The following is a 22,719-nucleotide window of genomic DNA, read 5'->3' on the forward strand; positions in this document are numbered from 1 at the left end:
CCGGCAATCGCGTCCGAACCTTAGATCCTCGAGCCGCCGCTGCTGAGGATTTCGTTACGCTCAATCACCGCCCCGGTCAACGCACTGCCATCGTCCAAAGTGAAATCACGTCGTTCAGCAGTATCGGTCGCCAACTCCCCTGCATCCGGCAACCCGCCGTAACGCCGCCCGAGCAACCCGGCCAGCAGCACAATACCGAGCACACTCAAACTGCCGCTGATAAATCCACGACTGCTCGACGCCGCATTGAGGCTCTGCAGCAGACGGTTGCACGGCAACCAACGCAAAGTCGGATCGCACAGCAGGACCAGACTTGCGCCCATTTGTTCGATGACATGCGGATGCTAAGGATCGGCGGTACGCAAGACATCGAATGCAGCGCACGAGGCTCACGAATGGGAGGCCGGTAGCGCCAAGACCCGTAAAAAGAAGACGCTTCGTCGCCGCGCAAAACATTGGCTGACAGAACGTTGACCTCGATCACTGGCGCACGGGTGAGACTGATTAATCTTCCGGCTCCATCGAAGGCCAGGGAAGGCTCACCGGGAGCCTGCGGCTGATCCCATTCAAGGAAGAACTCTCATGCGACCACTCAACATCATTCTGCTGTCGTCGGCATTCAACGGTTTGACTCAACGCGCCTGGCTGGAACTTCGTCAGGCCGGGCATTCGCCCAGTGTCGTGGTGTTTACCGACGAAGCTTCGGTGTGTGAACAGATCGAACGCAGCGGCGCGGATCTGGTGATCTGTCCGTTCCTCAAGGACCGCGTGCCGCAAGTGCTATGGCGCAACACTGAACGTCCGGTGGTGATTATTCATCCGGGCATCGTCGGCGATCGTGGCGCCAGTGCGCTGGACTGGGCGATCACCCATGAGCTGTCGAGCTGGGGCGTGACCGCGTTGCAAGCGGTTGAAGAGATGGACGCCGGCCCGGTCTGGGCGACCTGCGAATTCAACCTGCCGACGGGCCTGCGTAAATCCGAGCTATATAACGGCCGGGTCAGCGACGCGGCGATTCGTTGCATCCGCGAGGTCGTAGAAAAATACGTCGAAGGTTTTGTACCCGTGTCGGTGGACTACACCGACCCGAAGGTGCGTGGGCGCTTGCAGCCGAACATGAAACAGATCGACCGTAGCTTCAACTGGCACGACAGCGCGCACTTCATCAAGCGCTGCATCGACGCGGCGGACGGCCAGCCCGGCGTGCTGGCAAGCCTGGCGGGAGGTCAGTATTACGTGTACGACGCGCACCTGGATTCGCGCACGGGCCTGCCCGGCGTAATTCTCGCCGTGCAGGACGATGCCGTGCTGGTCGCGACCGGCGATCAGAGCCTGTGGATCGGCTCGCTGCGGCGCAAACCGCAGCCTGGCGAAGAAACCTTCAAGCAACCGGCGCGGCATGTGCTGGCCGGGCAATTGGCCGATGTGCCGACGCTCGACAGGTCGATTGCTACCCAGCCGTTCAGCGACGCGGCCTATCAACCGATTCGTTACCGCGAATCCGGGCATGTCGGCGAACTGACCTTCGAGTTCTACAACGGTGCCATGAGCACCGAGCAATGCCAACGCTTGGTCCACGCGCTGCGCTGGGCCAAGTCCCGCGACACTCAGGTGTTATTGATCAAGGGCGGACGCGGGAGTTTTTCCAACGGTGTGCATTTGAACGTGATTCAGGCCGCGCAGGATCCGGGGGCTGAAGCCTGGGCGAATATTCAGGCAATCGATGATGTCTGTGAGCAATTACTGACGGCGCGACAACTGGTGGTCAGTGGCGTAACGGGCAGTGCGGGCGCCGGTGGCGTGATGCTCGCGTTGACGGCCGATATCGTCTTTGCCCGGGCCGATATCGTGCTCAATCCGCATTACAAAAGCATGGGGTTGTACGGCTCCGAATACTGGACTTACAGCCTGCCCCGCGCCGTTGGCCCGGCGATGGCCGAGCAACTGACTCAAGCCTGCCTGCCGGTCAGTGCCCACCAGGCCCTGCAACTGGGTATGGTTCAGGAGATCGGCCCGCGTTGCCCGGATGAGTTTTCGCTGTGGCTGCTGCAACGGGCCAACAGCGTTCTGAGTGACCCGACCTATGCCGCTGTGCGTGAACGCAAGGCCCGGGTTGATCAGATGCTGATCCAGCAATGTCGTGAAAGCGAGCTGCAGGAGATGCAGGAAGACATGCTCTACAACCGCAGTGGTTTCGCCGAGAAATGCGCCAATTTTGTTTACAAGCGCAAGGCGTGTGGCACGCCAGCGCGGCTGATCGCGGATTGGGCACGGGGGCATGAGATTGAGCTAACCGACTGATCTTCACCGTTCATGGTGTCCCAATCGCTGGCAAGCCAGACTCCCACAGGATCGACTGGCGCCCACATGCCTGTGTGCGACCACGACACCGTTGGGGGCTGGCTTACCAGCGATGATCGATGACGCGGTAGCCAGAGGGCCCTTACAATGCGCCCACCTCAAACACCGGCCCGCCCATGGACATCGACCTCGCCCGCACCTTTCTGGAAATCGTCCGCCACGGCAGCCTCGCCGCGGCGGCGCAGAAGCTGTTCGTCACACAAACGGCAATCACTGCCCGGGTGCAGAAACTCGAAAGCCAGTTGGGGAGCACCCTGTTCGTGCGCAATCGGGCCGGGGCGAAACTGACGCCCAACGGCGAGGCCTTTGTGGTCTACGCCAATCAACTGGTGCAGACCTGGGAGGCCGCGCGCCGCGATTTGCCGCTGCCCGAGGGTTATCACAACGTGCTGCACATCGGCGGTGAAGTCAGCCTGTGCAATCCGCTGATGCTCAGCTGGGCTGCCGAACTGCGCGAGAAAATTCCCGGGCATGCCTTGCGCATGGAAATCCGCGACGGCGAAAACCTGCTGCGCCAACTCGAACTCGGTGTGCTCGACGCGGCGCTGGTCTATCAGCCGGAATACTGGCCGGGGTTGCAGGTCGAGCAGGTGCTGGAAGAAAAACTGATCCTGGTGCGCGCGCCTGATCGCCCGGATCCCTACGTCTACATCGACTGGGGCCCTGATTTTCGCCGCCAGCACGATGCCGCTCTGCCGGAAAAAGCCAAAGCCGCGCTGAGTTTCAACCTCGGCCCTCTGGCCCTGCAATACATCCTCGAACACGGTGGTAGCGGCTACTTCCGCACTCGCGTCGTGCGCACCTACCTGGAGAGCGGCGCCTTGGAACCGGTGACCAAAGCCCCTGAATTCGGTTACCCGACCTATCTGGTGTACTCGCGCGATCGCGACTCAGCGACGCTGCAACAAGCCTTCGATCTGCTGCGCGAAGTGATTCGCAACGATGACGACTGGTCGCAACGCTGGAACCCCTTGAGTTAAGGCGGCCGCTATACAGGCGATCATGGCGCATGTGACCTCAAGGTCTGGCCTGCATAAACGACCGAATCGGCTAATCTGCCGGGTATAACAACGATCCCCGCAGGTGACGCAGTGAGGCAGACCACCGAGGCATTTCGCAGCCGCTACCGTGCGGCGATCCATCCGCTTTACAACCCGTGGTTGCATGGCGCCTTCGTGCTGCTGTTCGGCGTACTGGCCATCAGCATGTTCTGGAGCAATGTGCATCAGGTACAACCGCTGCAATGGCTGACCGTGCCGCTGACCCTGCTGTTCTTCAATTTCGGCGTGTATTGGGTGCATCGCCATCTCGGCCACCATAAAAAAGCCTTCGCGAAAATGTTCTACGCCCGACATGCGGGCGATCATCACAGTTTCTTCACCCCCGGCCACATGACCTACGACAGTGCCCGCGACTGGCGGGTGATTCTGTTCCCGGCCTGGCTGATCGTGATCCACACACTGTTCATCACCCTGCCGGTGTCGTGGCTGCTCGCGCAGGCCAATGTCAACGTTGCCGGGCTGTTCGGCGGCTGCATGGTGTTGGGCTATCTGACCTACGAGGTGTTTCACGCCTGCGAGCATCTGCCGCCGAACAATCCGCTGGCCCGGCTGCCATGGATCCGCCAGATGCGTCGCCTGCACGAATTGCATCACCGCCGCGAGCGCATGCAGGAATGCAACTTCAACATTGTCTTGCCCTTGATGGACTACCTGTTCGGCACCCTTTACTGGGAGCCGGAAACCACCCCTTTGAGCTATTCGAGAATGCCCATGACGCGCATGCAGCACCAGATCGATATCGCCGGTGAACCGATGGCTGTGCTTGCTTACGCCACCAGCGTCAGCCGCTGGCCAGAGTGGCACCCGTCTTCGCTGAAAATCAACGGCCCGCAGGGGCCACTGCATGCGGGTTCACACTTCGAGGAGGATATTCATGCGGGTGGCCGGCCAGGTCACTTGAGCTGGGAAGTCACTGAGTATCTGCCCGGTCGGCGCTGGTGTGCGCGGGCTCAGGGTGATCATGGGTTGTCATTGTTGCTCCGTTACGAATGCTCGACCGAAGGCAGCGGTACACGGTTTGTGCGCACGCTGGAGTATCGCTTCGAGGGTCTGGGCATGCGCATCGCCAATCAGTTGCTGCTCAAACGCCGTATTGGTCGCGAGTCGACGGCGTCAATGCTCGCGCTACGCGACATGGCCACGCAATCCATCGCATCGGCGAGGGCAAGCGCATGAAGTGGCGACATGGGTTGGTGCTGCTGATCATCCTCGTTTTCGCGTTTTTGTTGCTGATGCCTACCCGGGTTGAGCCGGTTGCCTGGAAACCACAGACCGCGCCGTCGCTGACCAATGGAATCTACGCCGAAAACCAAAAACTCAAAGGCGTTGCGCAGGTCGGCCCGAGTGACATCGAAGGGCCGGAGGCGCTGCTGCTGGAAGGTGAATTTCTGATCACCGGATTGCATGACGGTCGGCTGATTCGCAGCAGTCTTGACGGTCAGGAACGCCAAGTGCTCGCAGATACCGGCGGACGACCCTTGGGTCTGGCCCGACATCCCAATGGTTTGCTGGTGATCGCCGACGGCGTCAAAGGTTTGCTCTCGCTCGATGCACAAGGACGCTTGATTCCCCTGGCTACAGCCGCCAATGGACTGGCGTTCGGTTTCACCGATGATGTGGCCATTGATCAATCCGGGCATTACGCCTACTTCAGTGATGCCTCCAGCCGTTGGGGTTACGGCCATGACGGCGAGGCGATTATCGAGCATGGCGGTGACGGACGTCTGTTGCGCTATGACTTTCAGACCGGCAAAACCAGTGTGCTGCTGGACAAACTGGAGTTCGCCAACGGCGTGACCCTCGGCCCGGATGACGCCTATGTATTGGTCAACGAAACCGGCGCTTACCGCATCAGCCGCTACTGGCTGACCGGGTCCAAGGCCGGCACCCATGACCTGTTCATCGACAATTTGCCGGGGCTGCCGGACAACCTCGCCTTCAACGGCAGCGACCGGTTTTGGGTGGCGCTGTATGCACCGCGCAATGCCTTGCTCGATGGCACAGCCGGGTATCCGCTCGTACGCAAGATGATCGTGCGAGCGCTGACCGTGTTGCCCAAACCGATGGAAAAGCGCGGGTTTGTGCTGGGGCTGGATCTGGACGGCAAGGTGATTGCCAATTTGCAGGATGCCAGCAGCGGTAATTACTCACCGATTACGACGGCGCGCGAGTATGGGGCGTGGTTGTATTTCGGGTCGTTGAAGGCTTCGCATATGGCGCGTTTGCCGTTGGCAGATGCGCTTAAGTGAGCCCGCAGCATGAGCACTGGATTGACCGACGCTATCGCTGGCAAGCCTGCTCCCACGCGGTTTGTGAAACATCGAAAATCATTCGATAACCACAAACCTTTGGGAGCTGGCTTGCCAACGATGGCGGTTGGTCAGTTGCTGGACTTGTCGAACTTGTCGGGATCTTCGTCCTTCGGCAACCCCTCCAGCCCGGCATCTTCGTCCGGGTGAAAGGTGGTATGCGTCGGGCTATTGGGCTCGGGATGCGTCGGAACGGGGTCGAATGCGCCCTGCTCTTCACTGGGGAATTTGGGATCGGTCATGGGGCACCTCGCAAGGAGTCGATGAATTCGGACTCTGAACATTCGAGGTGCCGGGCGTGGTTGTCGTTCCAGTCAATCTACAACCGTAGGTCGGCGGATCAGGACGGGGGCTGCAAATGACTGACGATCTCGTCCTTGACCTTCAGACGCTTTTCTTTAAGTTTTTTCAGTTCATCGTCGCTGGGGGCATCCGAGGTGGCCGTTTCGGCCTTGACCACATCGGCATCAGCCTGGGAGTACTTGTTGATCAATGAATCCAGTCGTGGATCCTGGGTGCGTTTTTGCTGGATCTCTTCCTTCGTGCAGCTCAAGTCCTGAAACAGGTCATGGGGAACCGGCATGGAACACCTCCATCAGTTGATCGGGAGGCCAACGCGACCGATTGCGCTGGCCAGTTATCAGAATGGCCTTGGTTGAACGGTTCTGTCGACCACCTGTCAGACCAGCGGCGCCCGTTCGTCGCCCTGTCGCAAATGCGATAAAACCTTTGCTCCCGACGCGCCCTCCACTCCATAACGCTCACAACAAACTGCGTGGAGAGACACACATGGACGGATTCAACCTGCGTCACCTGGTACTGGCTATTACTTTGAGCACCGGCATGGGCAGCGCCTTCGCCGCCACCGACAATAACTTCGTCGATAGCGCCACCGCCGGCGGCATCGCCGAAATTGAGACAAGCCGCCTCGCCCTGGAAAAAAGCCAATCGGCCGACATCAAGGCCTTCGCCAACATGATGATCACCGATCACAGCAAGGCTAACGATGAGCTGGCCACAATTGCCAAGGCCAACGACATCGAAGTGCCGGACAGCACAACCCTGATCAAGCTGGCCAAGGAAAAGATCCTCGACATGCGTGATGAATCCTTCGACCCGGCCTACGCCAACAACCAGGTCAAGGCTCACGAAGAAACCATCGAGCTGTTCAAGAAAGAAGCCAACACCGTGACGGATGACAAGGCAAAAGGCGCGACTGAACTCAAAGCGTTTGCACAGAAAATGCTGCCGGCACTGGAAAAACATCTCGCTGCGGCGAAAGACCTGCAGGCCAAACATCCCAGCAAATAGAGGCCTTTGCCCGCACCCGGAGATGATATAGATCACTGAGTGGTGTTCTTTCGAGAGCACCCACTTCAAAGCCCACCATTTGATCCCTACCCCTTTGGGGAGAGGGGGACAAAACCCATTGGTACACACCAAACCTGTGGCAGCCAGCTTGCTAGCGATGAAGCCATTCGAGACAGCACATTTACCGACTCAAGGCTCGGGCAAGGAATGGCGCAGTCCGGCTCTTCCTGCTCGTAGCGACTTTCTGCGGCGTACCCGCCGCAACTATCTTGCCGCCCTGATCCCCCGCCCCCGGGCCGATGTCGATCACCCAGTCGCTCTGCGCGACCACGCGCATTTCATGCTCGACCACGATCACCGTATGTCCCGCCGTCACCAGTGCATCCAACTGCTCCAGCAACCGATCGACATCGCGCGGATGCAGTCCGGTGGTCGGCTCATCCAGCACATACAAGGTGGCGCCGCGCTGATTGCGCTGCAACTCGGTAGCCAGTTTGATCCGCTGCGCCTCACCGCCGGACAGTTCCGTGGCTGGCTGCCCCAGGCGCAAATAACCCAGACCGATGTCGCGCAGCACCTCCAGTGAACGCCGAATGCCCGGTTGCTCGATAAACACGCTCACCGCCTCATCGACAGTCAGTTGCAACACCTGAGCGATGCTCAAGCCTTGCCACATTATCGCCAGCGTCTGCGGGTTGTACCGTGCGCCATGACAGGTTGGGCACGGTGCATACACGCTGGGCATGAACAGCAATTCGACACTGACAAAGCCTTCCCCCTCGCACGTCGCGCAACGCCCCTTGGCGACGTTGAAGGAAAACTGCCCGGCGTCATAACCCGCCGCCCGCGCCTCGGGTGTCGCGGCGAACAGCTTGCGCACGTTGTCGAATAACCCGGTGTAGGTCGCCAGATTGGAGCGTGGCGTGCGACCGATGGGTTTCTGATCGACTTGCACCAGTCGCTTGATCGAATCCAGTCCGGCGCTGACTTGCCCGCCGCTGACCTGCGGTGCGTCGTCTTCGAGGGTGAGTTCTTCCGGCTCGTTATCAACCGCCGGCCGCCCCAGTTGCGCGCCGACCAGTTCCAGCAACGCCTGACTGACCAGACTCGATTTCCCGGAACCGGACACGCCCGTCACCGAAGTGAAGCAACCCAAGGGAAACTCCGCGCTGAGATTGGTCAGGTTGTTGCGGGTGATACCGTCGAGTTTCAGCCACGCTGTCGGCTTGCGCGCCGTCCGCGTCTGCCGTTGCGCTTCGGCAAACAGATAGGCGCGCGTCTGCGAATGCTCAATAGCGGCCAACCCCGCCGGTGGGCCGCTGTACAACACTTGACCACCCTGCTCGCCCGCCGCCGGCCCGACGTCGATCAACCAGTCGGCACGGCGCATGGTTTCCAGATCATGCTCGACCACAAACAGCGTGTTGCCCTCGGCTTTCAAGCGCTGCAAGGCTTCGAACAAGGCCTCGCCGTCCGCCGGGTGCAAACCGGCGGACGGTTCGTCGAGCACGTAAATCACGCCGAACAATTGCGAGCCCAATTGCGTGGCCAGTCTCAAGCGCTGCAACTCCCCGGACGACAAGGTCGGCGTGCTGCGCTCCAGCGCCAGATAACCGAGGCCCAAATCGGTCAGCGTACTGACCCGCTCGAGCAAGTCCTCGGCAATACGCTGCGCTGCCAGGCGTTTTTCCAGGGACAGGTTCGGGGTGTGCCGCACGTCCGGCGCGCTCGTGTGCCCACTGGCGCCGTGGGCCACACGCTGCTGACGGGCTTCGCGAGTCTGCGCATGGCTCAGGGTTTCGCCGCTCTCTTCGGCGTGGTCCAGATAGCTGGTGGCCGCCACGGGTTTCAGTACCTCTGCCACTTGCAGCAACGGCATCTGCGACAACTCGCCGATGTCATACCCAGCGAACGTCACCGACAACGCCTCGCGCTTGAGGCGTTTGCCCTCACACAGAGGACAAGGACTGCCGAGCATGAACTGCGAAACACGCTTCTTCATCAGCGCACTTTGCGAGTGGGTGAAGGTGTGCAGAATGTAGCGCCGGGCGCCGGTGAACGTGCCTTGGTAACTCGGCTCCATCTTGCGCTTGAGGGCAACGCGGGTTTCTTCCGGGGTCAGCCCGGCGTACACCGGAACGGTTGGGGTTTCTTCGGTAAACAGAATCCAGTCACGCTGCTTTTTCGGCAGCTTGTGCCACGGGATATCGACGTCGATGCCCAGGGTCACGAGAATGTCGCGCAGGTTCTGGCCTTGCCACGCCAATGGCCAGGAAGCCACCGCGCGTTGGCGAATGGTCAGGCCAGGATCAGGCACCATCAAGGCTTCGGTGACTTCATACACCCGGCCAAGCCCATGACACTCAGGGCACGCGCCCTGCGGGGTATTGGGCGAAAAATCCTCGGCATACAGCATCGCCTGCCCCGGCGGATAACTGCCGGCACGCGAATAAAGCATACGGATCAGGCTCGACAACGTGGTGACGCTGCCCACCGATGAACGCGTGCTCGGTGTACCGCGCTGTTGTTGCAGAGCCACCGCAGGCGGCAGGCCTTCGATGGAGTCGACATCCGGCACGCCCACCTGATCGATCAGGCGCCGCGCATACGGCGCCACTGATTCGAAATAACGCCGCTGGGCTTCGGCATACAACGTCGAGAAGGCCAGCGATGACTTGCCCGAACCCGACACCCCGGTGAACACCACCAACGCATCGCGGGGAATGTCGACGTCAACGTTCTTCAGGTTGTGTTCACGGGCACCGCGCACCCGAACCATGCCAGTGGGTGCTTTGGAGGTACGCTTGGAAGTCATCAGCCTGCCTTGGTAATGGAATGTTCAAGCTCAGCCACTGAGCACGTCACGAATCATCTGCAACAACGCTTCCGGGCTGTAAGGCTTGCTGAGCAAATGCGTGTCAGGGCTCAGTTGGTGATTGCGCGAGATGATGTCGCGGGTATGCCCGGAGGTGAACAACACCGCCACCGGTGGTACCTGCACTTTGGACCAGACAAACAGATCGGAGCTTTTGATCAGCCCCGGCATGACCACGTCGGTGAAAATCAGGTCCACGTCGCAGCCTTCGAGCAACATCTGCATCGCCACGTCGCCATTGCCGGCGGTCAGCACGCGATAACCTTCCTCGCGCAGCAACTCGACCGCCGAAGCGCGCACCGCGTCGTTATCCTCGACCACCAAAATTGTCTCGTGACCACCCCCCAACTGACTTTCGATGTTCGGCGCTTCTTCGCGGATCGGTCGCAGGCTGCGTGCAAAGTACAACTGCACGCGTGTTCCCTCACCTGGCGCACTGTCGATCTCGACGTGCCCGCCACTCTGTTTGACGAAACCGAAGACCATGCTCAGGCCCAGCCCCGTGCCTTGACCGTCAGCCTTGGTGGTAAAAAACGGCTCGAACACTTGTTCCAGCATCTGTGGCGGGATGCCGGGGCCCGTGTCGCTGACTGCGACCCGGACAAACTCTCCGGGGGTGATGCCCTTACCGACACAGAACTCGCCATCGAGAGCAACGTTGGACGCACTGAGCACAATGGTGCCCTCGCCCTTCATCGCATCCCGTGCGTTGATGGCCAGATTGAGAATGGCGTTTTCCAACTGATTGCGGTCGACGTTGATGTGCCACGGTGCTTGCGGCAGTTGCACATCAATCTGAATGGTTTCGCCCAGCGCCCGTTGCAGTAATTCACCGACACCTTCGAAAATCTGCTGCAGATTACACACCGCCGGTGACAACGGCTGACGCCGGGCAAACGCGAGCAATTGCGAAGACAACTTGGCCCCCCGCTCAACCGCCGCCAACGAAGCGCTGACCCGACGCTGCACGTTGGCGTTATTGGGCTCATGGCGAGCCAGCAAATGCAGATTGCCGGCGATCACCTGCAACAGGTTATTGAAGTCGTGAGCGACGCCACCGGTCAGCCCGCCGATGGCTTCCAGCTTCTGTGACTGACGCAACTGCTCCTCGGCGGCCAGTCGCGCACCGACTTCATCGGCGACACGCTGTTCGAGGTTGCGCGTGAATTTGAGCAGGGATTCTTCGGCAATCTTGCGCTCATGAATATCGATCAACACACCGGGGAAGCGAAACGGCTCGCCCTGCTCGTTGAATTCACAGGCTCCGCTGGCCTGTACCCACATATAATTGCCGTCCGGGCGCAAAACCCGGTATTCAGCGTTGTACGGCTCGCCGGTCTGCAATACCTGATTGACCCGCTCCTGCACCCAGGCCAGGTCATCAGGGTGGATCCTGGCTTCGGTGAGTTTCTGAGGCAGATCGGTCAGATCCTGATCCGCCGGGTACGAGAACGTCCGAGCAAAACGCTCATCCGCCGACAACACATCATTGCGCACATCCCAGACAAACGAGCCGAGCAAGGCGCCGGCATTCAGCGCCAGACGCACCCGCTCATTATCGGCGCGATACGCATCTTCAGCGGCTTGGCGCAGACGCTCGGAGCGCATGAACTCCGTGGTATCAACCACTATCGCCATGACCCCGGACGGCACCCCTTCATCGTTGGCGACAGGGCTGTAGTACAAATCCAGGCAGACTTCTTCGGGAATGCCATCACGCAGCAGCACCATGTCTTTATTGCGAAACGACAAGGTGCCACCGGCAAGACAGGTATCGACGACATGGCGGTTGAACTCGGCGACTTCCGGCCAGCCCAGCTCCACCGGTGAGCCCAACAAAAATGGATGGCGGCCACCGGCAAACGTCGAATAGGCGTCGTTGTAGATCATGTAGCCAGCACGGCCCCAGAGCATGACCAACGGCAACGGCGATGCCAGCATCATTTGCACGGTGCTGCACAGGCTGGCGGGCCATGTCTCCAGCGGCCCCAGTTCGGTTTGACGCCAGTCGAACGCGCAAATGCGTCCGGCCATTTCGCCTTTCCAACCTTCACAACCGTGGCTATCGGATAAAAACTGCATCGCCTGACTCAGTGTCCTGTGGTGGTTGCCCGATCAATCACTACGCCAAAACGACGCGGCGTCCTTGTGTTTCGAGCATCGCAGGTCGTATTGGTTTCATAAGAGGCATAGCCGGTTTCATATCCGCTTCAGGTTCAAACCCCGATCAGATGTTTCAGCGGGTGATAGCCCGTTTTCATCTTGGCGGCAACGTCGAGAATCGCTTTCTCGATGCCGTTCAGGTGCACGCACGTCAACTCGATCGCGGCGCTCTGATCGCCGGCCTCGATGTACTCGATCAGACGCAGGTGTTCGTTGTCGCGGCAGGCTTCGTGACTGTCGTCGTCCAATGCGGCGATGTACAGGGAGGCACGGGAAATCAGCTTCTGAAACCAGTCGAGCAGTACCGGGTTATTCAGGCTGCGTGCAAGTTTGAGGTGGAACTCACCAAGCAGATGAATCAGCCGCTCGTGGTCGCCGGCTTCATGGGCTTGATCTTCCAGCAACAGGTGATCGCGCAGCACCTGCATCGCCGCAGCGTCCTTGCGTCGACACAGCTCGGTGACAATACCGATCTCGATCAGACGGCGGGTTTCGAACAGCGAACGAATTTCTTCGTTGCTGGGCAACGACACCGATGCCCCTTTGTTGGGCTCGGTGGTCACCAGGCCCTCGGCTTCCAACTGCTTGAGCGCGGCCCGCACTGAGGTGCGGCTGACATTAAATAATTGCGCGAGCGAGGCTTCGCCCAGTTTCATTCCCGGACGCAGTGAGCGCTTGCAGATCGCCTCGTAAACCCCTTGGTAGACGCGGTCGACCGTGGTTTCCAGTTTCTTTTCGGTCACTCGAAAGCTCCTTCATTGCTGGCAACGCTGCCGTGGCGCATGAACCGTGGCGCAGAATATCGCCTTCGGCCCCAAGATGCAGGCTCTTGATTGCAAGTCGTGACCGGGGTGGCTCAAGAAATGTCCGGGCAAAAAAAATCGCAGCCTGCGGCAGTGGCTTGGAAAGGTCATCCCAAGGCGCTGCCGCAAGCTGCGATCTTTTGACGTCCGCGGTTAATCCGTGCCGTATTTCGGCGAGCGTGGTCCGTACAGCAGGCCTGCCGGGTGCCCGGCTGACAACAGACGATTGCTCGCCACACCGGCAATCGGATAACCGGCATCGGTCGAGCTGTTGATGATCTGCTTCACCGCTGCCGTGATCAGCATGCCGATCAGGCCGCCGCCGCCGTTATTGTTGCCCTCTTCGCTCGACGCCCGAGCGGAGCCGGTCCACAAGGTAGTGCCGGATTTCAGGTCGACCAGTTTCGCCGTCGCAGTGACTGCGGTTTCGCTGCTGATCACCATGTAACGCGTACCGTACTCGGTAACGGTGATGTACAGCGCCGCATCCGCGCCGAAGATTTCCTTTAGCTTGTTGGGCGGTGCCTGATGGATATCGTCTGGCGTGGTCAGGCCGTTCTGACGGAACGTCTCATCAACCAGTGCTATCGGCAGCACGTAGTAACCGGCTTCCGCCAGCGGGAACGTCACTTGCGACAACAGGCTGTACGACGCCTTGACGTCCGGCGAGGTGTTCAGCGGCGGCAGCACCAGAATGCTCTTCGGGCGCGCTTGTTTGTACGCCGAGTAATCCACGGTCTTGGGTTTTACGCAGCCACCAAGCATGGTCAGCGCCAGCACGCCCACCAGCAGTTTCACCGCACGCGGGATCATTTCGCATCTCCGGTCTTGGCGTTTTTAAGCAGGAAATCCATGTACGTGCCGGACTCTGGGAACAGGGTCTTTTCGGTACGGAACTGCTGCACCATCTGATCGTCTTTTCCCATGCTCAGGTACAGCAGACCGAGGTGCGCGTGGTATCCCGGTGGCACGGCCTTACCCGTGGAGCGGATCTTCTGCAAATCGGCTTCCAGTGCTTCTGCCTGGGCTTCTTTCGGTGTTTCGCTTTTGAAGTACTCGTAGACCTGGGGTTCGTAGCCTTCCCACTGATACAGGGTTTGCGGGCTGCTGCAACCGGCCAGCAGAGCACTGGCGGCCAGCGTCAGGGCCATCAGCGACCGCGACAAAGTCGAATTCATTGGATGTTGCTCCTTGCAATGGGCGTCAATCAGTTGCCCGGTTTCCAGGCACCGGCGTTCATGCCATCCACCAGACGATTGATCGCCTCGCGCATGGCCAGATCCAGGACTTTGCCGTTGAGGGTGGAGTCGTAAGCAGCGGTGCCGCCGAAGCCGATGATTTCGCGGTTGGACAAGGCGTACTCGCCGGCGCCCTGGGTCGAATACACCACTTCGGAGGTGCTGATGTTGACGATATTCAGGTTGACCTTGGCGTAAGCGATCTGGGTCTTGCCACGACCAAGAATGCCGAACAATTGGTGGTCGCCAATCTCTTTGCGACCGAATTCGGTGACGTCACCGGTGACCACATAATCGGCGCCTTTGAGACGCTGAGCCTGGCCCTTGATCGCGGCTTCCTGCTGGATTTCGCCCATGTTGTCGCGATCGAGCACGGAGAAACGGTTGGTCTGCTGCAAATGCGTGATCAGGATGGTCTTGGCCTGACCGCCGAGACGGTCGACACCGTCGGAGAAGATCCCGCGCATGTAGCTGGAGCGATTATCAAACTTGCCCACCGCCATCGGCACGCGAACGCCAGTCCAGACTTGAGTGGCGCTTTCTACCTTGGCCACCGGCAGCGCGCGGGAGCTTTCGGTGGCGCAACCGGCAAGCGTGCCGGCGATGGTGCCAAGCACGGCGATTGCAACGCCTGAGACCAGCATCCGGGAGATCATTCTCACTGAATATTCCTTCTTGAAAAACGGTGTGTCCCGGCACGGTAACGTGATGGGGCGCGGAAAAGGGGCCGCATTATGACAAAGTGCCATCATTGATGACAGGTTTTTTTGACGCCAGTGAATTGGCCAATCCCCGCATACCAAAACAACTGTGGGAGCGAGCTTGCTCGCGAATACGGAGTACCCGATCAATACTCTCTGGCTGACAGATTGCTTTCGCGAGCAAGCTCGCTCCCACAGGGTTTGTGTTGATCAGGCGATCAATGAAAGTCGCGGCTCTGCACGCGGATGCCGTTGAGCAACGGGCTCAGGTCGCTCAGGCGGCCGGCGATCAGGTGGCGCACTTCGCCCTCGCGCTCCCAGCGGCCATCAACCTTGAGCAATTGCGAGCCGACCAGTACCTGGCGTTGACGCTCGGCCAGATCGCGCCAAACCACCACGTTGACGTTGCCGAACTCGTCTTCCAGGGTCACAAACGTCACGCCGCTGGCGGTGCCTGGCCGTTGGCGTCCGGTCACCAACCCAGCGACGCTGACCGGGCGCCTGTGTTCGATTTCGAGCAACTCCTGCGAACTGCGGCAACGCCGCGCCTTCAGCTCGTCGCGCAACAACGCCAGCGGATGCGGCCCCAATGTGGTGCCAACGGTCGTGTAATCGGCGTGCAGATCCTCGCCGACGCTGGGTTTGGGCAGCACCACGTCGGGCTCTTCCTGACTCGGTAGCCCGGCGAACAGCCCGAGTTGCTTCTGCACCCCGGCCACTTCCCAGCGCGCCCGATGCCGATGACCGGCCAGGCCGCGCAACGCCCCGGAATCGGCCAGCAATGCTTGCGCTCGACTGTCGAGCCCGGCCCGTTCACCCAGATCGGCAACATCGGCGAACGCCCCACGCACTCTTGCGACTTCGATGCGACGGGCATCGTCCTCGCGAAACCCCTTGATCATGCGCAGGCCCATGCGGATCGCCGGTTGTGCGCCGGTGATGGGTTCCAGGCTGCAATCCCAGTCACTGGCACGCACATCCACCGCACGGATCTGCAACTGATGCCGACGGGCGTCCTGGAGAATCTGGTCCGGGCTGTAGAAGCCCATCGGCCAACTGTTGATCAGCGCACAAGCGAACGCCGCCGGTTCGTGGCACTTGAGCCAGCAACTGGCATACGTCAACAAGGCGAAACTGGCAGCGTGGGACTCAGGAAAGCCGTAACTGCCGAAACCTTTGATCTGCTCGAAAATCTGCGCGGCGAATTCCGGCGTGTAACCGTTTTTCTTCATGCCGGCGGCGAGTCTTTCCTTGTGTGGCTCCAGCCCACCATGACGCTTCCACGCGGCCATGGAGCGGCGCAACTGATCGGCTTCGCCGGGGCTGTAATCAGCGGCGACAATGGCGATCTGCATCACCTGCTCCTGAAACAGCGGTACGCCAAGGGTGCGTTTGAGCACCACTTCCAGTTCCGGCGACGGGTAGGTCTCCTCCTCTTCCTTGTTTCGGCGGCGCAGGTACGGATGCACCATTCCACCCTGAATCGGCCCCGGCCGGACGATAGCCACTTCAATCACCAGATCGTAGAACTTCGCCGGCTTCAGGCGTGGCAGCATCGACATCTGCGCCCGGGACTCGATCTGGAACACGCCGATGGTGTCGGCGCGGCTGATCATGTCGTAGGTGGGTTTGTCCTCGGGCGGAATCGTCGCCAGGCTCAGATCCAGATGGCGATGACGGCGCAGCAAATCGAAACAGCGGCGGATCGCACTGAGCATACCGAGGGCGAGGATATCAACCTTGAGCAGCCCGACCGCGTCGAGATCGTCCTTGTCCCACTGAATGATCGTGCGGTCGGCCATCGCCGCGTTCTCCACCGGCACCAGACTGTCCAGGGGCTGTTCGGAAATCACGAAACCGCCAGGGTGCTGCGACAGATGCCGGGGGAAACCGATCAGTTGCCCGGTCAGGCTCAGCACCCGGCACAACACCGGGCTGTCAGGGTCGAACCCGCCTTCCAGCAAGCGCGTCAGCGGCGGCGTTTCATCGCTCCAGTGGCCGCAGCAATCGGCCAGTGCGTTTATCTGATCTGGCGGCAGGCCCAAGGCCTTGGCCACATCGCGCACCGCGCCGGCGGCGTGATAGGTGCTGACCACCGCCGTCAGTGCCGCACGATGTCGGCCGTAGCGGCGGAACACGTATTGCAGGACTTCTTCGCGGCGTTCGTGCTCGAAGTCGACGTCGATGTCCGGCGGCTCGTTGCGCTCCCTGGACATGAAGCGTTCGAACAGCAGCGTGGTGCGATCCGGGTCGATTTCCGTAATGCCCAGGGCAAAGCACACCGCCGAATTGGCCGCCGAACCACGGCCCTGACAAAGAATCTTTTGCTCGCGGGCGAAGCGCACCACGTCGTGCACGGTGAGGAAGTAGCTTTCGTAGCCGAGTTCGGCGATCAGTTCCAGCTCATCGTCGATCTGCTTGAGCACTTTGGCCTGCGGACCTTTCGGCCAGCGCCAGGCGATACCCTCTTCGGTCAGGTGACGCAACCAGGTACTGGCGCTATGCCCCTCAGGCACCAGCTCCTTGGGGTATTGATAACGCAACTGCCCCAGGTCGAAAGTGCAGCGTCGGGCCAGGCTCACCGAGGCCTGCAGCAAAGCCGGCGGATAGACCTCGCGCAGCACCTCGACGCTGCGCAAATGCCGCTCGCCATTGGGGTGCAGACGCAGACCGGCCTCGGCCACCGGGACGTGATGACGGATCGCCGTCATGGTGTCCTGCAGGGCCCGGCGGCCACGGGCGTGCATGTGTACATCGCCGCTGGCCACCGGCGTGATTCCCAGCTCAGCGGCCAGACTCGACAACGCCGCCAGCCGCCGCTGATCGTCCTGCCCACGGTGCAACTGCACCGCCAGCCACAGCCGTTCGCCGAAGGTTTGCTTCAACCAGCGGCCCTCTTCCCTGTCGTCCACCGAGTCCGGCACCCACAACACCAGCAACCCGGGCAGCGCTTGGCTGAAATCCTCGCGCAGCACCTGGTACTGGCCTTTCTGCGTGCGCCGCCGGGCACGGGTGATCAAACCGCACAACGCCTGATAACCCTCGAGGTTCTCCACCAGCAGCACCAGTTTCGGGCCGTTTTCGATGCGCACCTCACTGCCGATGATCAGCGGCAGTTCAACGGATTTCGCCGCTTGCCAGGCACGCACAATTGCGGCCAGCGTGCATTCATCGGTGATCGCCAGTGCCTGATAGCCGTGTTGTTTCGCCCGCTGGAACAGTTCCAGCGCACTGGACGCACCACGCTGGAAACTGAAGTTCGACAGGCAGTGCAACTCGGCATAACCATCGCTCATGCAAACCAGCCTTGCAGCCACAACGGACCACCCTCGCCCACGGTTCGATAAGCCCAGCCTTGCTGACCGGCGCGGTTCTGGATCAGGTAATAATCGCGGCGCACATCGTCACCGTCCCACCAGCCTGATTCGATGCGCTCCGGGCCCATGAGAATACGCGCCGAACCTTGCGCCACGCTCTGCGGTTCGCCCAACAACCAGCCCGGCCGATAGACACTGGGCAAACCTGCACAGCGTTGTTTGTCGACGCCGTTCTGCCAGGCGCACTCCGGTCGGTGATCGGCCTGAAAGCGCAGCCCTTGCACCGCTTCATCGCCCAGCCGTGCGCGCAGACGCTCGCGCAATTGCTCCCATGGCAAGGTTTGTTGCGGGCGGTCATCGAACAGCTCCTGAAACTGCGGCACAAAACTCGGCAGATCTTCGGCGCGCAAACGAAAACCGCGTACCGGCGCTTCGACCTGCACTTGTTCCAGTCGCCCACGGGCCAGTTCGAAGAGCATCGCCGGATCGCGCTCGGCGCTGAGCAAGCCGACTTTGATCACTGTGTCCGGCAACCCGGCGTGTTCAAGATGCAAATCGAACCGCTGCACGCCGCTGTCGCGTCCGCAAAGGAATGCCGACAAGTCAGCGGTCAAACGTCGTAACGGGAACAGCAGCGCCTGATGGGATTGCACGTCGAAATTGAGTTCGATGCGCACATCGAAACGGTCCGGCGGCAGGTAGAACGCCAGCGCGAGTGGGCGTGCGCCGGACAAGGTGTCGAGGTGCTTGAGCATCTGCGCCTCGAAGCGTCGGGCCAGCGCCTGACGCGGCAAGCTTTGCACCTGACTGAGGTTGCGCAGGCCCATGCGCGACAACGCCGTGGCCACAGCCGGCTCCAAGCCAACGCGATCGACGGGCAATTGCCCGAGGTGATGCCGCAAGACTTCGTCATCCGGCACCACCAGGCTGTCATAAGCATTGGCCAACACCCGCGCCGCCACCGGGTTTGGCGCGGCGACGATACGGTGACGAAAACCCAGATCCGTCAGTTCCTTGCGCAACCGCGCCTCGAACTGCGCCCAGGACCCGAACAGGCCCAGGCTCGACTCGATCTCGAACACCACAGTACGCGGGTAATGCACGCTGACTTGCGCACTGAAACGGTAGGCCCATGCGGCCAGAAACTGCTGCCAGTGCTCGACGTCGGCAACATCATAATCCGCCGTGGCAAAGCCCTTGCTCAAGGCTTGCGCGGCGGTCATTGACTGACCGGGCCGCAGCCCGAGTTGGCGCGCCGCCGGGTTGACCGCTTGCAGCACCCGGCGCTGGGCCGGACCGCTGAGCAGCACCAACGGCTCAGCGGGATCAGGGCGCTGACGCAGCACCGCGTCCAACGCCAATTGCGGAAACACAATACACACCCAGCGCATGACGACCTCAGTGACCCACGGCAAAAGCAATCGGTGCCGGGCGCGCCAGTCCGCCACGACACTTGAGGATACGTAATTGCGCGGGTTTGGCGTCGATGGCAATCCGTAAGGCAGCGGGCGAAGGGTTGATCGCTTCACTCAGCGGCCGCCACGCAAATGCCAGGGTCTGGCCCGTTTCCGCCGCCACCTGCAAACGCCGCAACGCGCGGTCATCCGCCTTGTGCGGCCAGCACAGCACCGCGCCACAACTGCCTGAACGCAGGCATTGCTCCGCCGCCCACAAGGCATCGCGCTCACTGGCCTGAATGACCGACAACTGGCGAAGATCGACCCCGGCGTTTTCCCACGCCTGGGGGTACGGCACGAAGGGTGGTGCGACCAACACGATGCGTTCACCTGCCGCCGATAACCGCGCCAATGTCGGCCAGACCAGTTGCAGTTCGCCGACACCGGGGCCGGCCAACAGGATTTCGCTCAACGCGGCTTCCGGCCAGCCACCGCTGGGCAGCGCCGCATCCAGTGCCGCATGCCCGGTGGGTTGCGGACTGGCGGCCGGTGGCGCAGGCCGGCCCTTCCAGACCTGGCCGCCATTGAACAGCGTATCCAGCGCAATGACGGCGCCCATCAGCCTTGCCTCACCAGACCACAGAACACCCCTTCGATGGCCAGATCCTGATCATCGCCCACGACAATCGGCCGGTACGCCGGGTTGCGCGGCAACAACCGCACCCCATCGCCTACACGTTCGAAGCGTTTTATGGTGACTTCACCGTCGAGGCGCGCCACGACGATCTGGCCATTCAGCGCCTCGGGATGGCGTCGCACGCCGACCAGATCACCGTCGAGAATGCCGTCTTCGATCATTGAGTCGCCCTGCACCCGCAGCATGTAATCCGGTGTGCGAGAGAACAGCGCCGGGTCGAGCATCAAGCGACTATGAATGTCGGCATCGGCGCCAATCGGCGCACCGGCGGCCACACGGCCGAGCACAGGGATATCGAGCCACTCCGGGCGCGCCGATTGACCGAGCAAGCGAATGCCCCGGGCCTGATGCGGGTTGACCTCGATAAACCCGGCTTCGGTGAGCGCCAGCACATGCTTGCGCGCCACGCTACGGGAGGCAAAACCAAAAGCCTCGCTGATTTCAGCGAGGCTTGGGGGCTGACCGTGTTCGGCGATGCGTTCGCGGATAAAGGTCAGGATGGCGGTGCGGCGGGGAGTCAGATTCGTCATGGAGTACATTTGTACTCCTGTAGGATTTTCCTGACAAGCACCATCAGTCAGGTGGGTGTCGCTATAGGAAAATGTGAAACATGTGACAGGATGTTTACGATTTTTTTACTAATGTTCTTCTACAGTTACACACGTTACTGCGTGTGTTTTCTATTCATGTAGAGGAAGGTTTGACATGGCTTTAGGCAACGGACTGCGTTTACCGTCCATCACCCCTACGCGACTGGTGTTGCTGTTTTCCCTGGCGCTGGTGGCGTTGTACAACCTGGCGACCTGGAAGGCGCTGGGCACACTGATCACCCTGCAAGGCGCGTACAAACTGGCATTTTTCGCCTCTTTCGGGCTGTTTTTATGGGCCGCGATCACCCTGCTGCTGACCCTGGTGTCGTTCCGCTGGACGCTGAAACCGGTGCTGACCGTGGTCGCCCTGCTCTCGGCTTGCGCCGCGTATTTCATGAACGAATACGGGATCACCATCGACACGGTGATGATCCAGAACGTGTTCGAAACCAACCCCGGTGAAGCCACCGCGCTGTTCAGCGGCAAGCTGATGGCCTATGTGCTAGTGCTCGGCGTACTGCCGGCGGCGCTGATCTGGCGTTGGCCGGTGAGCTATCGACCGTTCTTTCGCGGCCTGCTGAACAAGATTCTGGTGATCATCGCCTGCGTGCTGGTGATCGCGGCCTCGGTGGGCACGTTCTATTCGACCTACGCGCCGATCTTTCGCGAAGAAGACAAACTCACCCACTTCATCAACCCGACCAACTACATCTACGCGATCAGCAAATACACCAAGCAACGCCTGGGCATCAAAAAGCACTTCGTGGTGCAGGCTATCGGCGAAGACGCGGTGATGAGCGCCAAGGCTGCCAGCCGCGAGAAGAAATCGCTGATGGTGTTCGTGGTCGGTGAAACGGCCCGCGCCGATCACTTTTCGTTGAACGGTTATGAGCGTGAGACCAATCCAGAGCTGAGCAAACTGGACATCCTCAACTTCACCCAGGTGCATTCCTGCGGCACGTCGACAGCGGTGTCGGTGCCGTGCATGTTCTCGATGTTCCCCCGCGAGGATTACAGCGACAAGAAAGGCAAAACCTACGAAGGCCTGCTGGACATCCTCCAGCGCGCCGGCGTGCAGGTGCTGTGGCTGGACAACAACAGCGACTGCAAAGGCACCTGCCTGCGCGTACCGCATCGCGATATTTCGAAGAACCAGCCGGGACCGTTCTGTGACGGCAACAACTGCCTCGACGAAGCCTTGCTGGCCGATCTGCAAAGCTACATCGACAGCCTCAAGGGCCACGCGATCATTGTTCTGCATGCCGATGGCAGCCACGGCCCGGAATACTACGAGCGCTATCCGAAGGACATGGAGCGTTTCAAACCGATCTGCCATACCAACCAATTGGGCAGTTGCAGCCGTGATGAGCTGGTGAACGTCTATGACAACACCATCCTCTACACCGACCATTTCCTGGCCAAGGTAATCGAGTTGCTCAAGCGCAATCAGGATTCACTGGATACATCGATGGTTTACGTCTCTGATCACGGGGAATCGCTGGGGGAAAACGGGTTGTACCTGCATGCAGCGCCTTATGCGCTGGCACCCGAGGCACAGACCCATGTGCCAATGGTGATGTGGTTTGGCGACAACACCTTGGCCAGTGAAGGCATCGACCGGGGCTGCCTGCAAGGCAAGACCGGCCAGGCGGATCTGAGCCATGACAACCTGTTTCATTCGGTGCTGGGGTTGTTTGGGGTGAAGACGTCTCTGTATCAGCCAGGGCTGGATATTTTCCACGGCTGCCGCCCGTCCATGACAGCCGCACAATAACCCAGCCCCCACAAAACCCTTGTGGGAGCGGGCTTGCTCGCGAAGGCGCTGTGTCAGACCATGCATTGGATAAATGACCCACCGCTTTCGCGAGCAAGCCCGCTCCCACAGGGGATGGTGTG

Annotated in this window: 19 protein-coding genes; 6 read left to right on the forward strand and 13 right to left on the reverse strand. The window is 60.5% G+C overall.

Annotated elements, in window-relative coordinates; translation table 11 throughout:
• Positions 1–20: 20 nt before the first annotated feature.
• Positions 21–323 (reverse strand): hypothetical protein, encoded by a 303-nt coding sequence (locus tag K5E40_RS22890; protein ID WP_260455951.1) that lies wholly within the window; start codon positions 321–323, stop codon positions 21–23.
• A gap of 259 nt (positions 324–582) precedes the next feature.
• Between K5E40_RS22890 and K5E40_RS22895 the strand changes: the two genes are divergently transcribed.
• The 4 genes from K5E40_RS22895 to K5E40_RS22910 all read left to right on the forward strand — a co-directional run bounded on the left by K5E40_RS22895 (position 583) and on the right by K5E40_RS22910 (position 5,671).
• Positions 583–2,301 (forward strand): hydrogenase maturation protein, encoded by a 1,719-nt coding sequence (locus K5E40_RS22895; protein WP_221732747.1) that lies wholly within the window; start codon positions 583–585, stop codon positions 2,299–2,301.
• Between the two features lie 176 nt (positions 2,302–2,477).
• Positions 2,478–3,341, forward strand: a complete 864-nt coding sequence (locus tag K5E40_RS22900; RefSeq protein WP_221732748.1) for a LysR family transcriptional regulator — start codon at positions 2,478–2,480, stop codon at positions 3,339–3,341.
• Positions 3,342–3,452: 111 nt separating this feature from the next.
• Positions 3,453–4,598, forward strand: a complete 1,146-nt coding sequence (locus K5E40_RS22905) for a sterol desaturase family protein (RefSeq protein ID WP_221732749.1) — start codon at positions 3,453–3,455, stop codon at positions 4,596–4,598.
• Positions 4,595–5,671: an SMP-30/gluconolactonase/LRE family protein gene (locus K5E40_RS22910; protein ID WP_221732750.1), complete on the forward strand. Its 1,077-nt coding sequence runs from the start codon at positions 4,595–4,597 to the stop codon at positions 5,669–5,671. Before K5E40_RS22905 ends, K5E40_RS22910 begins: the two co-directional genes overlap by 4 nt.
• A gap of 131 nt (positions 5,672–5,802) precedes the next feature.
• On the opposite strand, the gene K5E40_RS22915 is transcribed toward K5E40_RS22910, so the two are convergent.
• Positions 5,803–5,973 (reverse strand): hypothetical protein, encoded by a 171-nt coding sequence (locus tag K5E40_RS22915; RefSeq protein WP_221732751.1) that lies wholly within the window; start codon positions 5,971–5,973, stop codon positions 5,803–5,805.
• A gap of 98 nt (positions 5,974–6,071) precedes the next feature.
• A complete protein-coding gene (locus tag K5E40_RS22920) occupies positions 6,072–6,314 on the reverse strand; it encodes a DUF465 domain-containing protein (protein WP_221732752.1) in 243 nt (80 codons plus the stop codon).
• A gap of 206 nt (positions 6,315–6,520) precedes the next feature.
• Here K5E40_RS22920 and K5E40_RS22925 point away from each other — a divergent pair, with 206 nt between their 5' ends.
• A complete protein-coding gene (locus K5E40_RS22925; protein WP_221732753.1) occupies positions 6,521–7,042 on the forward strand; it encodes a DUF4142 domain-containing protein in 522 nt (173 codons plus the stop codon).
• A gap of 181 nt (positions 7,043–7,223) precedes the next feature.
• Here the strand turns inward: K5E40_RS22925 and K5E40_RS22930 are convergent, their stop codons facing one another.
• The 10 genes from K5E40_RS22930 to lexA form a co-directional block, all read right to left on the reverse strand.
• Entirely contained in the window at positions 7,224–9,857 is a 2,634-nt protein-coding gene (locus K5E40_RS22930; RefSeq protein WP_221732754.1) for an excinuclease ABC subunit UvrA, read from the reverse strand.
• 30 nt (positions 9,858–9,887) lie between these two features.
• Entirely contained in the window at positions 9,888–11,999 is a 2,112-nt protein-coding gene (locus K5E40_RS22935) for a PAS domain-containing sensor histidine kinase (protein ID WP_221732755.1), read from the reverse strand.
• Positions 12,000–12,133: 134 nt separating this feature from the next.
• Positions 12,134–12,823 carry a GntR family transcriptional regulator gene (locus K5E40_RS22940; protein ID WP_221732756.1) on the reverse strand — a complete coding sequence of 230 codons (690 nt, stop codon included), beginning with the start codon at positions 12,821–12,823 and terminating at the stop codon, positions 12,134–12,136.
• Positions 12,824–13,036: 213 nt separating this feature from the next.
• Positions 13,037–13,696 carry a DUF799 domain-containing protein gene (locus tag K5E40_RS22945; RefSeq protein WP_221732757.1) on the reverse strand — a complete coding sequence of 220 codons (660 nt, stop codon included), beginning with the start codon at positions 13,694–13,696 and terminating at the stop codon, positions 13,037–13,039.
• Positions 13,693–14,061, reverse strand: coding sequence for a DUF4810 domain-containing protein (locus tag K5E40_RS22950; protein WP_221732758.1), 369 nt, complete (start codon positions 14,059–14,061; stop codon positions 13,693–13,695). The genes K5E40_RS22945 and K5E40_RS22950 overlap by 4 nt, the downstream gene beginning before the upstream one ends.
• Before the next feature lie 29 nt (positions 14,062–14,090).
• Positions 14,091–14,777: a CsgG/HfaB family protein gene (locus K5E40_RS22955; RefSeq protein WP_221732772.1), complete on the reverse strand. Its 687-nt coding sequence runs from the start codon at positions 14,775–14,777 to the stop codon at positions 14,091–14,093.
• 263 nt (positions 14,778–15,040) lie between these two features.
• On the reverse strand, positions 15,041–18,118 hold the full coding sequence (locus tag K5E40_RS22960) for an error-prone DNA polymerase (protein WP_221732759.1): 3,078 nt from the start codon (positions 18,116–18,118) through the stop codon (positions 15,041–15,043).
• Positions 18,115–19,530 (reverse strand): DNA polymerase Y family protein, encoded by a 1,416-nt coding sequence (locus tag K5E40_RS22965; RefSeq protein WP_221732760.1) that lies wholly within the window; start codon positions 19,528–19,530, stop codon positions 18,115–18,117. The genes K5E40_RS22960 and K5E40_RS22965 overlap by 4 nt, the downstream gene beginning before the upstream one ends.
• Before the next feature lie 7 nt (positions 19,531–19,537).
• The gene (gene imuA / locus K5E40_RS22970; protein WP_221732761.1) at positions 19,538–20,155 is read right to left on the reverse strand and encodes a translesion DNA synthesis-associated protein ImuA; all 618 of its coding nucleotides are present in this window, start codon (positions 20,153–20,155) and stop codon (positions 19,538–19,540) included.
• Positions 20,155–20,772, reverse strand: a complete 618-nt coding sequence (lexA, locus tag K5E40_RS22975) for a transcriptional repressor LexA (RefSeq protein ID WP_221732762.1) — start codon at positions 20,770–20,772, stop codon at positions 20,155–20,157. The genes imuA and lexA overlap by 1 nt, the downstream gene beginning before the upstream one ends.
• Positions 20,773–20,938: 166 nt before the next feature.
• On the opposite strand from lexA, the gene K5E40_RS22980 reads away from it, so the two are divergent.
• Entirely contained in the window at positions 20,939–22,597 is a 1,659-nt protein-coding gene (locus tag K5E40_RS22980) for a phosphoethanolamine transferase (RefSeq protein WP_221732763.1), read from the forward strand.
• Positions 22,598–22,719 lie beyond the last annotated feature (122 nt).

The sequence above is a fragment of the Pseudomonas baetica genome, from assembly GCF_019733355.1.
Lineage (GTDB): Bacteria > Pseudomonadota > Gammaproteobacteria > Pseudomonadales > Pseudomonadaceae > Aquipseudomonas > Aquipseudomonas baetica_A.

Coding starts and splice junctions, on each gene's coding strand:
- K5E40_RS22960 (WP_221732759.1), bottom strand. CDS start 18,118: ATGAGCGATGGTTATGCCGAGTTGCACTGCCTGTCGAACTTCAGTTTC.
- K5E40_RS22950 (WP_221732758.1), bottom strand. CDS start 14,061: ATGAATTCGACTTTGTCGCGGTCGCTGATGGCCCTGACGCTGGCCGCC.
- K5E40_RS22935 (WP_221732755.1), bottom strand. CDS start 11,999: ATGCAGTTTTTATCCGATAGCCACGGTTGTGAAGGTTGGAAAGGCGAA.
- lexA (WP_221732762.1), bottom strand. CDS start 20,772: ATGTACTCCATGACGAATCTGACTCCCCGCCGCACCGCCATCCTGACC.
- K5E40_RS22925 (WP_221732753.1), top strand. CDS start 6,521: ATGGACGGATTCAACCTGCGTCACCTGGTACTGGCTATTACTTTGAGC.
- K5E40_RS22910 (WP_221732750.1), top strand. CDS start 4,595: ATGAAGTGGCGACATGGGTTGGTGCTGCTGATCATCCTCGTTTTCGCG.
- K5E40_RS22980 (WP_221732763.1), top strand. CDS start 20,939: ATGGCTTTAGGCAACGGACTGCGTTTACCGTCCATCACCCCTACGCGA.
- K5E40_RS22945 (WP_221732757.1), bottom strand. CDS start 13,696: ATGATCCCGCGTGCGGTGAAACTGCTGGTGGGCGTGCTGGCGCTGACC.
- imuA (WP_221732761.1), bottom strand. CDS start 20,155: ATGGGCGCCGTCATTGCGCTGGATACGCTGTTCAATGGCGGCCAGGTC.
- K5E40_RS22955 (WP_221732772.1), bottom strand. CDS start 14,777: ATGATCTCCCGGATGCTGGTCTCAGGCGTTGCAATCGCCGTGCTTGGC.
- K5E40_RS22920 (WP_221732752.1), bottom strand. CDS start 6,314: ATGCCGGTTCCCCATGACCTGTTTCAGGACTTGAGCTGCACGAAGGAA.
- K5E40_RS22965 (WP_221732760.1), bottom strand. CDS start 19,530: ATGCGCTGGGTGTGTATTGTGTTTCCGCAATTGGCGTTGGACGCGGTG.
- K5E40_RS22890 (WP_260455951.1), bottom strand. CDS start 323: ATGGGCGCAAGTCTGGTCCTGCTGTGCGATCCGACTTTGCGTTGGTTG.
- K5E40_RS22895 (WP_221732747.1), top strand. CDS start 583: ATGCGACCACTCAACATCATTCTGCTGTCGTCGGCATTCAACGGTTTG.
- K5E40_RS22930 (WP_221732754.1), bottom strand. CDS start 9,857: ATGACTTCCAAGCGTACCTCCAAAGCACCCACTGGCATGGTTCGGGTG.
- K5E40_RS22900 (WP_221732748.1), top strand. CDS start 2,478: ATGGACATCGACCTCGCCCGCACCTTTCTGGAAATCGTCCGCCACGGC.
- K5E40_RS22915 (WP_221732751.1), bottom strand. CDS start 5,973: ATGACCGATCCCAAATTCCCCAGTGAAGAGCAGGGCGCATTCGACCCC.